Genomic DNA, 14,133 nt, shown 5'->3' with positions numbered 1-14,133 from the left:
TTGGCTGAACTACCGCTATCGCGGGCAAGCCCGCTCCCACATTGGGTTATGTTCAGCCTGCCGGAATGGCAGCTGTAGGGGGGTAGACGGACTCCCAACCACCGCCCAACGCCTTGTACAGCCCCACCATCGCCAGCGACACGCCGGTGGAACTTTCTACCCACTGCTCCTGCGTGGCCAGCAGCGCGCTTTGCACGGTGAGCACGTTGACGAAATCCACCACGCCTTCGACGTACTGCTGTTGTGCGGTGCTCAACGCGATCTGGTTCTGGCGTACCGCTTCGGCGAGGCTGTCGCGGCGCAGTTGGCTGGCGTTGTAGCGGGTCAGTTGGTCATCGATCTCATGCCAGGCACGCAGTACGGTTTGCTGGTACGCCAGCGCCGCTTCCTGTTGCTGGGCTTCACGCAAATTCAACATGCCTTGCAGGCGCCCGCCATTGAACAACGGCAGGCTGAACTGCGGGCCGAAGGCAAACGCACGTGAGCCCCAGGAGCCGAAATCCGAGAGTTGCAGGGCTTGGGAACCCAGGCTGCCGGACAAGGTGATACGCGGGTAAAAGTCGCCTTTTGCCACGCCGATACTGGCGGTGGCCGCATGCAGGCGCGCTTCGGCCTGGCGGATGTCCGGGCGGCGTTCGGCCAGTTCCGAGGGCAAGCCGATGGCGACCTGGCGCGGGGTTTGCGGCACCGCAGCGTCCTTGGACAATTGCGCATGCAGCGCTTGCGGCGGCTCGCCCATCAGCAGGCTCAGGGCATTGATCAGTTGGTCCTGACGCTGCTGCAAGTCCGGCAAACGCGCTTCGATGGCGGCGACCTGGGCGGCGGCTTCGGCCACATCCAGGTCAGTGGCCACGCCGTCGGCCAGGCGCAGTTGCGAGAGCTTGAGGCTGTGGCGGGCGACCTCGAGGTTTTGCTCGGTGACAGCGCGAGTGTTCTGCACGCCGCGCAGTTGGACGTAGTCCTGGGCGGTTTCGGCGAGTACCGACAGCAACACGGCGCGACGGTCATCTTCAGCGACTTGCAGGGTGGCGTCGGCGGCTTCGGTTTCGCGTTTGACGCGGCCCCAGAAGTCCAGCTCCCAGGCGGCGGAAAAGCCCATGTCCCACTGGTTGTAAGCCGACTGACCATTGCGGTTCGACGGGTCGCTCAAACCTTTGCCGCTGTTAAGTTGGCGCAGGTAATCCCCAGTGGCGTTGACGTTGGGATAACGCTCGGCAGTGGTCACCTGACGCACGGCGCGGCTTTGTTGCAGGCGGCTGCTGGCCAGTTTCAGGTCGAGGTTATCGGTGAGCGCTCGGCGCGTGAGGGCCGAGAGTTCTGCATCGTGGAACACGTCCCACCAGCGCTCCTGCAAAGGGTCGGTCACCGCGTGGCTGGCGGCCTGACGGCCCTGCGGCTCGCTCCACTGGGTGACTTGCGGGCCCTGGGGCCGCTGGAAGTCCGGGCCGACCGTGCAGGCGCTGAGGCTGATCAGGCTCAAGGTGAGCCAGGCAAATGGCTTCATTGCTGGGCCACCTCACGCGACTGCGCGACTGGCCGGGTGTCGACTGTGGCTTGCACCGACATGCCCACGCGCAGGCGTTCAATATGGGGCTGGTTCGGCTCCAGGATGATCTTCACCGGAATGCGCTGTACCACCTTGGTGAAGTTGCCGGTGGCGTTGTCCGGCCTGACCGACGCAAAGGTCACGCCGGTAGCAGGTGCCAGGCTTTCCAGGTGGCCCTTGAGCAAATCGCCGTCGAGGCTGTCGACGCTGAGTTCTACGGCTTGGCCGGCATGCATATGCGACAGTTGCGTCTCCTGGAAATTGGCCACCACATAGGCCTCGGCCAACGGCACGACCGCGAGGATCTTGCTGCCCGGCGTCACATAGGCGCCGACGCGCACCGCACGTTCACCGACCATGCCATCCACCGGCGCGACAATGCGTGTGTAGGACAACTGGTAGCTGGCCATTTCCAACGCTGCCTGGGCGCGTTTGAGCCCACCGTCGGCAGCGTCACGCTGGGCGGTGAGGATTTCCACTTGCTTGCGTTCAGCCGCCAGCACGGCCGTGGCTTTGGCCAGGTTTGCGGTGGCCTGGTCGATACGCGTCTTGGCTTGCTGGGCGTTCTGCACGGTGCCTGCGCCCACGCCGGCGAGGTGGTTGTAGCGGTTCAGTTCGTGCTCGGCGAATGCCACTTCGGCACGGTCGGCCGCGACAGTGGCCTGAGCCTGGGCGATCACCGAGCTTTGGCGCTCCAGGGTCGCGGTGGCGTTCTTCAACTGGGCCTGGGCGACCAGGGTGTCGGCGTCGGCGGCCTGGGCGGCAGCGCGAAAATCGCGGTCGTCGATCAACGCCAACAGCTGGCCGGCCTTGACGCGCTGGTTGTCTTCGACCAGCACTTCCTTGATGAAGCCCGCCACGCGCGGCGCCACCAGCGTGAAGTCGGCGGCGACGAAGGCGTCGTTAGTGGTCTGGCGCTTGCTGCCCAGCACGCCCGGCGCGACCAGATAAACCAGCACGCCGACGGCAAACACAGCAATAACGGAGACGGCAATTTTGTCTTTGCGTTTCATGAGAAGTCCTTGGGGCTAGGTCGGTGCGCGAGGCGGAAAGATCCGCGTGGGCATCCAGAAAATCAGCAGGATCAACGCCACCGCGACACCGGCCATGACGTAATAGAGGTCCGAAGAAGTCAGCACTACCGCCTGCTGGTGCAGGCGCTGCGCCAGGCCCGGCGCGTCGCCGTCGGCCAGGGGCGAGTTGCCCAGGTGGTCCACCAACAGGGTCGAATGGAAGTGCTCACGCTGGGTGGTCAGCGTGTCCAGCACGGCCGTGGCGATCACCGCCGCGAGGCCTTTGACGGTGTTGAACCAGGCCGAGGCGAACGGCCCGTCCATCGGCTGGATGCTGCCGGTAGAGAGCATCAGCAGCGGCAATACGGCCATGGGTTGACCGAAAATCTGCAGCAGGTACCAGCCATAAAAATCGTCGCGTATCCACGCCGAGGTGAGGTGCGAACTGCCGATGCAGCACAGCACCAGCATGCTCAAACCAATCCCCAGCACCCAGCGGCAGTCGACCCAACGCAGGTTGCACAGCGCCGCCACCAGCGGCAGCGCGATCAATTGGGGCAGCGCCATCAACAGCATCACCGGCGCGGTTTGCAGTGGTCGGTAACCCTGCACCTGGGCGAGAAAACTCGAGGGGATGATGATCACCGAGGTCAGCACCATCAGCACACCCGCCAGTACGATCAGGGCGAACGCCAGGTTGCGCAGGCCGAGCATCTGCAACTTGAAAAACGGCACGGGGTGCGACCATTCATTGAGCATGAACAGCACCAGCAATACGCCGCCGCCGATCAGCAAAAAGGTGATCAGGCCGGATTCGAACCAGTCCAGTCGATTGCCCTGCAACAGGCCGATCACCAGCATGCAGATCGCCGGAAAACCCAGCAGCAGGCCGCGCCAGTTGAACTGCTTGAAGCGCTCCAGGCGCAGCGGGTCTTGCGGCAAGCCGTAGGCCACCGCGACCATCGCCAGCAGGCACGGCCCGACGATTTGCCAGAACGCCCATTGCCAGCCGACGTATTCGGTCCATAACGCCGCCAGCGGGGTGCCCAGGCTCGGGCCAAACGTGGCGGTGAGCGCGTAACCGGCCAGGCCGTAGAGCTTGACGTGGGCCGGCAGGAAACGCAGCGCCACGGTCATCAGCATGGGCGGCAGCGCACCGCCGGCCAGGCCTTGAACGGTGCGCAGCACCAGCAGGCTTTCGTAGTTCGGCGCAAACGGGCACAGGATGCCCAGTACGGTAAACAGGCCGATGGCGCACAGGGTGAATCGGCGCAGCGAAAACGTCACCGAACACCACGGCGCAAAGGCCATGGCCGCCACGGAGGTGGCCGTGTAGGCCGCAACCAGCCAGGTGCCTTCGTCAAAGCCGATGAACAGCGCACCGCGAATATCGGCGAGGGCTACCTTGGTGACCATCTCATTGAGACCAGAGACCAGCACCGCCAACAACACACCGACCAAGCCGATGATGATGCGCGGGCCGAACACAGGTGGGCTCAGGGCAGTAGATTTGGCTGCAGCCTGGAGAGCGGGGGCAGCGAGGGATGTCATGAACGCGCAACTCGGAATTAAAAATACCCGAGCAGTTTAAGGGGGCGCATACATGACAAAAAAGTTACTTGTTGGAAGCTTATAATTGCGTCAGGCGCAATCCTAAGAGGGTAAACATGAAGTCTGTGGCAAGCGGGTTGTTGTGGCGAGGGTAATTGGCTGCCTTTAAAAGTTGTGTAAGCGGTGGGTCAGGCAATGAATCCCTACACAGTCAGACCGCCATCGCAGGCAAGCCAGCTCCCACATTGATCGAGTGCACTTCAGCTGGGCTGGGCTTCGAGCCAGGTGGCATGGCAGCTCTCGCGCATGGTCTCGCGCAGCCATTTATGGGCCGGGTCTTTGTCGAAGCGTGGGTGCCAGGATTGGGCCAATACCAACGTCGGCAAGGAGATAGGCAGCGGGAAGGCGCGCAGTGGCAGGTTCAGTCGGTTGGCGCTCAGCAAGGCTTCCTTTGGCACCGGCAGCAGTAGATCGGAGTCGGGCAGCATGAACATCGCGCCGTGAAAGCCTGGGGCGATCATGGCCACGCGGCGCTCCAGGCCTTGGGCATTCAGCGCAGTGTCAATCGGCCCACGGGCAATGCCGCGTCGCGAAATGCTGATATGGGAATAACTGGCAAACCGTGCGGCGGTGATTTCTTCGTCGAACAGCGGGTGATCTTGCCGCGCCAAACCGACGAAGGTGGTGGAAAACAAATTCTGTACCTTCACCTCCGGGCTGGCCGGCAGCGTATTGCTCACGCGCAGGTCCAGGCGCCCTTCGCGCAGCGCGTCGTCGTCGGTATCCCCTTCGGGCACAAAGCACAGCTCGCACAGCGGTGCCATGCGCTCCATGGTGTCGAACAGCCGACCGCCGTACACGCCGACAAAAAAGTCGTTGGCCCTCACGCTGAAGCGGCGGCGCAAGGTGCTGAGGTCTACCTGGTCCGCCGAGCGAAACAGCAACGCCGCCTGCTCTACCACGTTGCGCACCTGGCCTTGCAGCTGCAAAGCCTTGGGCGTCGGCACCAGGCCGCGACCGGCACGCACCAGGATCGGGTCGCCCACCGCCTCGCGAATCCGCGTGAGCGTGCGGCTCATAGCCGCCGGGCTGAGGTTCATCCGCCGCGCTGCGCCGACCACACTGCCCTCGTCGAGCAAGGCGTCGAGGGCGACGAGCAGGTTCATGTCCGGTAGTTGCATGCCAAGCACTCAAGAGCAGTGGGGAGTGAATTGCACGCAATCCTAGCAGGCTTTACAGGTAGAGCTTGGTGCCGCGCGGCAGGAAGTCGACGAAAGCGGCTTTGGGGTTGGCCTGGCACTTGCGCACGATATCCGGCAGGGCTTTTTCGAAGTCGTCCGCCTTGGACAGCCCCTCGTAGTAGTCCTTTTTGCCGCTCAATGCCGGAAACATCACCGCGACTCGGGTAATGGCAAAGCTCTTCATGTCGATCAAAGGACGGTTGGGATGCTCACGCTGGAACTGGCTGACTTCTTCGTTCAAGGCGCTGCAGGATTGATAGGTGGTTTGGGTGAATCTCAGCTGGACGCTTTCTTCCCTGGACTGTGTAGGCGTGAAGACCATGTCGTTTTGCGCCACGACATGGGCGGGTTGGTCTGCGCTCACCTCCCAGGGTTTGAAGCGCCACAGTGTGGCTGCGGCTACGGCGGCTTCGCCAAAAGCCGGCTTAGTAGCACTGAGCGCTTTGACATCGCTGACCGAGCCGTCGTTGTGAATCTTCAGGCTGATGCGAGCATGCCCCTGGATGCCAATCAGGTTGGATGGGTAGGTCGGCTTGGGCATCGACACCGCTTGCGGGGTGAACTGAGCAAAAGCCCACGCCGACAAAAACAAAGCCGTCACCAAGACAAAAAACCGCATCGCCGTAAATCCTTCTACCGGGAATGCCTGACGCCAGGGCGACGTCAGGTTCGGCCGGCATTATCGGGTTCACACCCGACAAAGAGCAATCGTTCCTATTTAACGCTGCATGCCCCAGCGCTTTACGGTGAGCCGCTCGAAGGTATCAAACACCAGGTTTTCCACCAGCAGGCCGATGAGGATCACCACGGCCAGGCCGGCAAACACTTTGTCGGTGTACAGCTCGTTGCGGTTCTGGAAGATGTACCAACCCAACCCGCCTTTACCGCTGGTAGCGCCGAACACCAGTTCAGCGGCGATCAGTGTGCGCCAGGCAAAGGCCCAGCCGATTTTAAGGCCGGCGAGGATCGACGGCAGTGCCGCCGGAATCAGGATGAACAACACAAACCGCATGCCCTTGAGGCCGTAGTTGCGACCGGCCATGCGCAGGGTTTCGGACACGCCGAGAAACCCTGAATAGGTGTTCAACGCCAACGCCCACAGCACCGAATGCACCAGCACAAAGATCAGGCTGTTCTGCCCCAGGCCAAACCACAGCAGCGCCAGCGGCAGCAGGGCAATCGCCGGCAGCGGGTTGAACATTGAGGTCAGCGTGCTGAGCAGGTCGCGGCCCAATTGCGTGGACACGGCCAAGGTGGTCAACGCAAACGCCAACACAATGCCGATCAGATAACCCTTGATCAGCACTGCCAGCGAGATCCAGACCTTGCTCAACAGTTCGCCGCTGAGCAGGCCGTCGAACAGTGCCTGCGAGGTCTGAAAAAAGCTCGGCAGCAGCAGGTCGTTGTTCTGGTAGCGGGCGACCGCCTCCCAGAGGATCGCGAGCACGATCAGGATCAAGCCCTTGCGCAGCCAGCCTTGCTGCCACAGGCGTTGGCGCAGGGGCAGTTCGCGCTCTACAGGGACGCTGAGCAGTGGTTCGAGGGTGACTTCAAATTCCTGGCGCATGGTTCGGCCCCTTAGTAAGCAATGCGGATATCGGCGAAACCCAACTCACGTTCGGCCTCGGGCGCTTCATCGAACAGCAGGCGATGAATACGCCGCGCCGACGCCTGGAATTCCACACCGCCGAGGCTGTGCAGGTCGTATTGATGGCTGTGGATTTCTGCCCGCACGCGCCCAGGATGCGGCGACAACAACAGGATGCGGTTGCCCACCACCAGTGCTTCCTCGATGGAATGGGTGACGAACAACAGGGTGAAGCGCACCTCTTCCCACAACAGCAGTAATTCTTCCTGCATCTTGCGCCGGGTCAGGGCATCGAGGGCGGCGAAGGGTTCGTCCATCAGCAGGATTTTCGGTTGCATGGCCAGCGCGCGGGCGATGGCCACACGGGCTTTCATGCCGCCGGACAGGGTGTGCGGGTAGGCGTCGGCAAAGGCACTGAGGCCGACTTTTTCCAGGTAGTGCAGCGCGCGTTCTTCGGCTTCGCGGCGCTTGATGGTCTTGGAAGCCAACAGCGGGAACATCACGTTCTGTTTGACGGTTTTCCACGGCGGCAGTTGGTCGAATTCCTGGAACACCACGATGCGATCCGGCCCAGGCTCGTCGACCTTTTGCCCCAATAGGCGAATCTCGCCTTCACAGGGTTTGATAAACCCGGCGATGGACTTGAGCAAGGTGGATTTGCCGCACCCGGAAGGGCCGAGCAGCACGTAACGGTCGGCCGGGTCGATTTCGAAACTGACCTGGTGCGTGGCCCGCACCACACGCTCGGGCGTGCGGTATTCGAGGCTGACGTTGTCCACCGCCAACAGCGGTTTGGCGGTACTCAGGGTGCTGGCCGCGTGGCCTTGCAGGGGCGCGTTCATGTCAACTCTCTTGCCGGGAATCAGAAAGGCGCATCGCCCTGGATGGTGGTGCGAAACAGTTTGCGGCGCAGGTGGCTCGGGCAACCGGCAGCCAGGTGGATCAGCGAGCGGTTGTCCCAGAACACCATGTCGTGGGGCTGCCACTGGTGGCGGTAAATGTTCTGCGGCAGCACGCTGTGGGCGTAGAGCTGGGCCAGCAGGTCGCGGCTTTCGTCTTCCGGCAGGCCGACGATGCGGGTGGTGAAACCTTCGCTGACGAACAGGGCTTTGCGACCGTTTTCCGGGTGGGTGCGCACAATCGGGTGGACCACTTCCGCCACCTGAGCCAACTGTTCGGGCGTGAGGGTTGGGCGCCAGTTGCCTTCGAATTTGGTCTCGCTGTAGCGCGCCGTGTAGGAGTGCGCGGCGCTGCGGCCTTCCACGGCTTTGCGCAGGTGCTCGGGCAGTTGATCCCAGGCTTTGTGCATGTCGGCGAACAGGGTGTCGCCGCCTTCGGAGGGCAGTTCCTGAGCGTGCAGCATCGAGCCCAGGCTTGGTAGCTCTTTATAGGAGAGGTCTGAGTGCCAGAACTTGCCCGCGTCACCCAGGCCGATGGATTGGCCGTTCTCGATGATGTTGGAGACGATCAGGATTTCCGGGTGGTCGGCCAGCAGGAACTGCTTGAGCACATGGATCTGCAGCACACCAAAACGGCGGCTGAAGGCGATCTGTTGTTTGGGGGTGATGCGTTGGTCGCGGAACACTACGACGTGGTGATCCAGGTGCGCGCGGTGGATGCGCGCGAAGTCTGTGTCGTTGACCGGGCGGGACAAGTCCAGGCCGATGACCTCGGCGCCGACGCTGCCGGGCAGTGGGCGAATCTCGAAGGATTGGGCGGTTGGGGTCGCTGTTGGAACAGTAGAGGTGGCGGACATGAGGGCACTCCCGGTCGGACAGGGGAGTGAATTTATAGGTATAAGAATGGAAGCTTAAATACCGTTAGCGAATATCGATATGCTTTAGGGTTGGATTTGCGATGAAGCGGATGGCGCTGTCGCAGGCAAGCCAGCTCCCACATTTTGTTGTGTGAACACATTCAAATGTGGGAGCTGGCTTGCCTGCGATGAGGCCACAACAGGCACCGAAGATCAGCGCTCGTGCAACGCCTCGGCCCGCGCCTTGATGATCGGCTTGAGCAGGTAGCTGAGGATGCTTTTCTTGCCGGTGATGATGTCCACCGAGGCCACCATGCCCGGGATGATCAGCAACGGCTTCTCATCAGTGCCCAGGTGGCTGCGGTCGGTGCGCAGGGTGATCATGTAGTAGGTGGTTTTCTTGTCTTCATCGGTGATGGTGTCGGCACCGATGCGCTCAAGCTTGGCCTTGAGGCCGCCATAGATGGTGTAGTCATAGGCAGTGAACTTGACGATAGCTTCTTGGCCGGGATGCAGGAAGGCGATGTCTTGCGGGCGGATCTTGGCCTCTACCAGCAGGGTGTCATTGAGCGGCACGATTTCGACCATGTCGCTGCCCGGCTGGATCACGCCACCGACGGTGTTGACCAGCAACTGCTTGACGATGCCGCGCACCGGCGAGGTGACCAGGGTACGGCTGACGCGGTCTTCCAGGGCACGGCCGGTGGACTCGGCTTTGTTCAGCTCGGTGCGGGCTTCGTTGAGCTGGGTCAGGGCTTCGCTGCGGAATTTGCCACGGGTTTCGTCGATCTTGCGCTGCACTTCCTTGATCGCCGACTCGGCGCGCGGGATCGCCAGGGTGGTGGCGTCCAACTGACCACGGGTTTCCATCTCGGCACGCTTGAGGCGCAGCACTTCCACCGGCGATACCGCGCCCTGGGCCACCAACGGCTCGGACATGTTGATTTCCTGGCGTTGCAGGGACAACTGGCTGCGGTACTGGCCTTGCTTGGAGGTGAATTCGCGCAGTTCCTGCTGGCGCTGAACCAGTTGCTCCTGCAAACCACCGACTTCGTCTTTTAATTGCTGACGGCGGCTTTCATACAGCGAGCGCTCGTTGGCGGCTTGGCTGGGCGCGGCTTTGAGCACGTCATCCGGGATGTTCAGCGGGCGGTCATCCACCTGCGCACTCAGGCGCTCGACGCGCAGTTGCATGGCCAGGCGCAACGCCTCGGTTTCGCCAGCATTGGAGACAAACCGGGTGTCGTCGAGGCGAATCAACGGCGCGCCGGCTTCGACGATCTGGCCTTCCTTCACATACAGCTCGGAGACGATACCGCCTTCCAGGTTCTGGATTTTTTGCAGCTTGGACGACGGAATCGCCTTGCCGTCGCCACGGGTGACTTCATCGATGCTGGAAAATCCGGCCCAGGTCACCAGGAACACGAAGAACGCGATGATGGCCCAGATGGTCAGGCGGATAACCCGCGGCGCATCTTCGATCAGCGCTTTGTTGACCTCAGGCAGAGGCTGGCCCTGCAGCGAGTCGGTGCCTTTGAAATAGCGGCCGACCGCGCTTTTAATGGAGTTAAGCAACACTGATCTGCCCCTTTTTCAACGCTTCCATAACCACGGCTTTCGGGCCGTCTGCGAGGATCTGCCCACGGTCGACCACCAACAGGCGGTCCACCAGCGAGAGCAGTGAGGCACGGTGCGTCACCAGCACCACGGTCTTGCTTTGCACCACGGCTTGCAGGCGTTGTTTCAAGCGTTCTTCACCGGTGTTGTCCATGGCGCTGGTGGGTTCGTCCAGCAGCAGGATGGGCGGGTTGAGCAGCAGCGCGCGGGCCAGGGCGACGTTCTGGCGCTGGCCGCCGGACAGGTTCTGCCCACGCTCGCCCACTTGCAGTTCATAACCTTGTGGGTGCAAGCGTGCGAATTCGTGTACGCCGGCCAATTCCGCGGCTTGCAGGACCATTTCGTCTTCTACATAGCGCGCACCGGACACCAAGTTGTCGCGCAGGGTGCCGGCCAGCAATTGAATGTCCTGAGCGACGTAGCCGATGTTGTGGCGCAGCTCGCTCACGTCGATCTGGCGCACGTCCACCCCGTCCACCAGCAAGGCGCCGGAGTCGGGCTGGTACAGGCCGACAATCAGCTTGGCCAGGGAGCTTTTGCCCGAGCCACTGCGGCCGATGATGCCGATTTTTTCGCCCGGCTTGATCACCAGGTTGATGTTTTTCAGCGCGGCATTCTGCTGGTTCGGATAGGTGAAGTTCAGGCCACGGCACTCGATGGCGCCTTGCAGAGTGCGACGGCTCATGGGGCGCTCTTCGAAATTGCGCTCCTGGGGCAGCTCCATCATCTGGTCCACCGAGGTCATGGTGACCTTGGCTTGCTGGTAACGGGTCAGCAGGCCCGACAGCGAGGCCAGCGGGCTCAGGGCGCGGCCGCTGAGCATGTAGCAGGCAATCAGGCCGCCCATGCTGAGGTTGCCGTCGATGATCTGGTACACGCCGAACACGATCATGATCACGCCAGCCAGTTGCTGGATGAGCAAGGTCATGTTCATCGACAGGCCCGACAGCAACTTCACGCGCAGCTCAAGGCGGCTGAGGGTGCCGATGGTCTGCTCCCAGCCGTACTGGCGCTCGCTCTCGGCGTTGTTGACCTTGACCGCATCGAGCCCGGCGAGGGTTTCAATCAGGCTCGACTGACGCTCGGCGGCCAGGGCCATGGTCCGTTCCATGGTCGCCACCAGCGGTTTTTGCAGGGCATAACCGATGCCCAATGCCAGCGGGAACGCCAACACCGGGATCCACACCAGGTGCCCGCCCAGGATGGCGATCACCAGGAAAATCAGCAAAGTAAACGGCAGGTCGATCAGGCTGGTGAGGGTCAAGGATGCGAGAAAATCACGCAGGCTCTGAAACTCATGGATATTCTGCGCGAAGCTGCCAACCCGTGCCGGGCGGTACTTCATGGACATGCCCACAATGCGCTCGAACAGCGTGGCCGAGATGATCAGGTCGGTTTTTTTGCCGGCCAGGTCCAGGCACAAACTGCGCAGGCTTTTGAGCACCAGATCGAACAGGTAGGCGCCGCAAATACCCACGGCCAGCACCCAGAGGGTCGCGGTGGCCTGGTTTGGCACGACACGGTCGTACACGTTCATCACAAACAGCGGCGCGGCCATGGCGATGATATTGATCAGAAAGCTCGCGGCAATGGCGTCGGTATAAAGCCAGCGCGAACGTTTGAGCGTGTCGCGAAACCACGAGCGCGCCCGAGGAATCAGGGTGCCGTGGTTGACGTCGAATTTGTGCTGCGGCTGGGCGAAGAAGACTTTGCCGATGTAGTCGTCGGCCAGCAGCTCACGTTTGATCAGCACTTCACCGCCGTCGCTTTCGCTGAGCAGGATGCGTGCTTGGTCTTCACCTTGCCAACCCACCAGCACGGTGCTGCGACCGTCCTTGAGCAACAGCAGCGCCGGCAGTGCAATCGTCGGGATCTGCTCCAGCTTGCGCTGCAACACCCGCCCTTGCAGCCCGGCACGCGCGGCTGCACGTGGCAGCAACTCGGCACTCAGGCGTTGCGACGGCAGCGGCAAACCGGTGGTGAGCATGGCCGCGCTGGCGGGCTTTTGATGCAGGGCACAGAGCGCCAACAACCCGTCCAGTAACGGGTCGTCGTGCAGCGTGCGTGGATCATGACTGAGATGAACTCGACTGACTTCGGATTCCACGCGGTGCACTCTCGACTAACAGATGGGGCTATTGGGGTGACTCAATTCATCCCAGGCAGTTGGACTTTAGGTTTCACGTCGTTCTGTACGACGGACGCCATCGGTGCGACCACTCCCTGGCTTTTGAGCAATTCGCCCATGGTCGCCTTGATTCGATATTGAGTAAATAACTGAATGTTCTTGATCTCTTCCAGACGACGGGAAGCGGTGAACAATTCGTTCTCGCTGTCGAGCAAATCGAGCAGGGTTCGTTGGCCGAGGCTGAACTGCTGCTGGTAAGACGTGCGCACGCGTGTGCTGTGGTCGACGTATTGCTGGGCAACCGGCAACTGCGCGTTGGCGTTGTTCAAGGCGTTCCAGGCCAGGCCCAGTTCTTCATTGAGTTGGCGCAAGGCGTTGTTGCGGATATCCAGGGCTTGGCTGGCCTGATACGACTTGGACTGCAGGTCGGCCTTGTTGCTGCCGCCGGCAAACAGGTTGAAGCGCATGCGCACCATGGCTTCCCAACCATTGCTGTGGCTGGCGTCGCCGGCCACGTTGTTGTCGGCGTTGGTACCAAGCTCGGCATCAAAGCGCGGGTAGAAGGTCGACTTGGCAGCTTCGTACTGGCTCTCGGCGGCGGAGATATCCGACTCGGCCGAACGCAGGATCGGGCTGTTGTCGAGCATCTGGCGACGGGCTTCATTCAGGTCGGCCGGCAGCATGGCCATGAACGGCGCTGGGCGCTCAAGCTGGTCGGGCATCTGGCCGACGGCGCTGAGGTAGTTGACCTGTGAGTCGGCCAGGTTGGTCTGCTCAGTGATCAGGTTGTTGCGAGCCTGGGCCAGACGCGCTTCGGCCTGGTCCTGGTCGGCGCCGTTGCCGACACCGCGCTGGGTGCGCAATTTGATCTGGTCGTAGATGCGTTCGTGGTTGCGCAGGTTCTCTTCGGCCAGGCGCACGAATTCGCGGCGGGTCAACACGTCCAGGTAAACCTGGGCGACGGTCAAACCGGTGCGTTCGGAGGTGCCGAGCAAGGAATAAGCGCGGGAGTTGACGTTGGCTTGTTGACGCCCGACTTCGCTGGAAGTGGCGAAGCCGTCAAAAATCATCTGTTGCAGGCGCAGGCTGGACTCGCCGCGGTTGAGCGTGTCCCAGTGGTTGCCGTTTGGGCCGTTGGCGGCCCGGGTGGTGGAGTTGTCGGTGCCTTCACGACCGTAACCGGCGTTCAGGTCAACGCGCGGCAAGTAACCACCTTGAGCGGCGCGCAATTGGTAATCGGCGGCAATACGGCTGTTCACACCGGCTTGGATTTCCGGATGCACATCCAGCGCCTGCTGCATGGCCTGGGGCAATGTTTGGGCTTGTACGAAACCGGCGGCGAGTACGAACGGTATTGCCTTGAACAGGTGCAGACGCATTAAAAATTTCCCCAGGACTTCTTGTCTCAAATCACAGCGATTGGCCTCGCTGCGTCGGATAATGGCTACCGTAATGACCGTACGTCGGAAAGTTCAAAAAGCGGAACTGCTTCACACATGTAGGACGGTTCGCCGCATAAATATCAATGTGACATTACGGGGCCAATTGTTTAGGATGGCGACCAGAAGGTCAATAGTTTGGCATAAACTAGATAACGAATAAATCTAGCCAATAATTTGACGCCAGTAACTACTTAGACTACGCCCCCTCCTGTTTGGCCCTCACCCCCGCGAGTGGCCACATGGAATTCATC

Annotated in this window: 11 protein-coding genes; all 11 read right to left on the bottom strand. The window is 61.5% G+C overall.

Annotated elements, in window-relative coordinates; translation table 11 throughout:
• Positions 1 to 52: 52 nt before the first annotated feature.
• The 11 genes from P5706_RS00550 to P5706_RS00500 all read right to left on the bottom strand — a co-directional run bounded on the left by P5706_RS00550 (position 53) and on the right by P5706_RS00500 (position 13,819).
• The gene (locus P5706_RS00550) at positions 53 to 1,504 is read right to left on the bottom strand and encodes an efflux transporter outer membrane subunit (protein ID WP_285678300.1); all 1,452 of its coding nucleotides are present in this window, start codon (positions 1,502 to 1,504) and stop codon (positions 53 to 55) included.
• Positions 1,501 to 2,559 carry an HlyD family secretion protein gene (locus P5706_RS00545; protein WP_285678299.1) on the bottom strand — a complete coding sequence of 353 codons (1,059 nt, stop codon included), beginning with the start codon at positions 2,557 to 2,559 and terminating at the stop codon, positions 1,501 to 1,503. Before P5706_RS00545 ends, P5706_RS00550 begins: the two co-directional genes overlap by 4 nt.
• Positions 2,560 to 2,574: 15 nt before the next feature.
• Entirely contained in the window at positions 2,575 to 4,110 is a 1,536-nt protein-coding gene (locus tag P5706_RS00540) for an MFS transporter (protein WP_285678298.1), read from the bottom strand.
• 260 nt (positions 4,111 to 4,370) lie between these two features.
• Positions 4,371 to 5,291 carry a LysR family transcriptional regulator gene (locus P5706_RS00535; protein ID WP_017136615.1) on the bottom strand — a complete coding sequence of 307 codons (921 nt, stop codon included), beginning with the start codon at positions 5,289 to 5,291 and terminating at the stop codon, positions 4,371 to 4,373.
• A 52-nt stretch (positions 5,292 to 5,343) separates the two neighbouring features.
• Positions 5,344 to 5,970: a TonB family protein gene (locus P5706_RS00530; protein ID WP_285678297.1), complete on the bottom strand. Its 627-nt coding sequence runs from the start codon at positions 5,968 to 5,970 to the stop codon at positions 5,344 to 5,346.
• 99 nt (positions 5,971 to 6,069) lie between these two features.
• Complete coding sequence (locus P5706_RS00525) at positions 6,070 to 6,918, bottom strand: ABC transporter permease (RefSeq protein ID WP_285678296.1); 849 nt, start codon at positions 6,916 to 6,918, stop codon at positions 6,070 to 6,072.
• Positions 6,919 to 6,929: 11 nt separating this feature from the next.
• On the bottom strand, positions 6,930 to 7,781 hold the full coding sequence (locus tag P5706_RS00520) for an ABC transporter ATP-binding protein (RefSeq protein ID WP_285678295.1): 852 nt from the start codon (positions 7,779 to 7,781) through the stop codon (positions 6,930 to 6,932).
• A gap of 20 nt (positions 7,782 to 7,801) precedes the next feature.
• Complete coding sequence (locus P5706_RS00515; protein WP_285678294.1) at positions 7,802 to 8,695, bottom strand: TauD/TfdA dioxygenase family protein; 894 nt, start codon at positions 8,693 to 8,695, stop codon at positions 7,802 to 7,804.
• Between the two features lie 213 nt (positions 8,696 to 8,908).
• Positions 8,909 to 10,273 (bottom strand): HlyD family type I secretion periplasmic adaptor subunit, encoded by a 1,365-nt coding sequence (locus P5706_RS00510; RefSeq protein WP_056858083.1) that lies wholly within the window; start codon positions 10,271 to 10,273, stop codon positions 8,909 to 8,911.
• Positions 10,263 to 12,419, bottom strand: a complete 2,157-nt coding sequence (locus tag P5706_RS00505; protein ID WP_200431236.1) for a type I secretion system permease/ATPase — start codon at positions 12,417 to 12,419, stop codon at positions 10,263 to 10,265. Before P5706_RS00505 ends, P5706_RS00510 begins: the two co-directional genes overlap by 11 nt.
• Positions 12,420 to 12,460: 41 nt before the next feature.
• Positions 12,461 to 13,819 (bottom strand): TolC family outer membrane protein, encoded by a 1,359-nt coding sequence (locus P5706_RS00500; RefSeq protein WP_200431237.1) that lies wholly within the window; start codon positions 13,817 to 13,819, stop codon positions 12,461 to 12,463.
• Positions 13,820 to 14,133 lie beyond the last annotated feature (314 nt).

This window comes from Pseudomonas sp. ChxA (genome assembly GCF_030263855.1).
Taxonomy (GTDB): domain Bacteria; phylum Pseudomonadota; class Gammaproteobacteria; order Pseudomonadales; family Pseudomonadaceae; genus Aquipseudomonas; species Aquipseudomonas fluorescens_CB.
The sequence above is the reverse complement of the archived record's forward strand: the minus strand, read 5'-3'. Positions and strand labels throughout refer to the sequence as shown.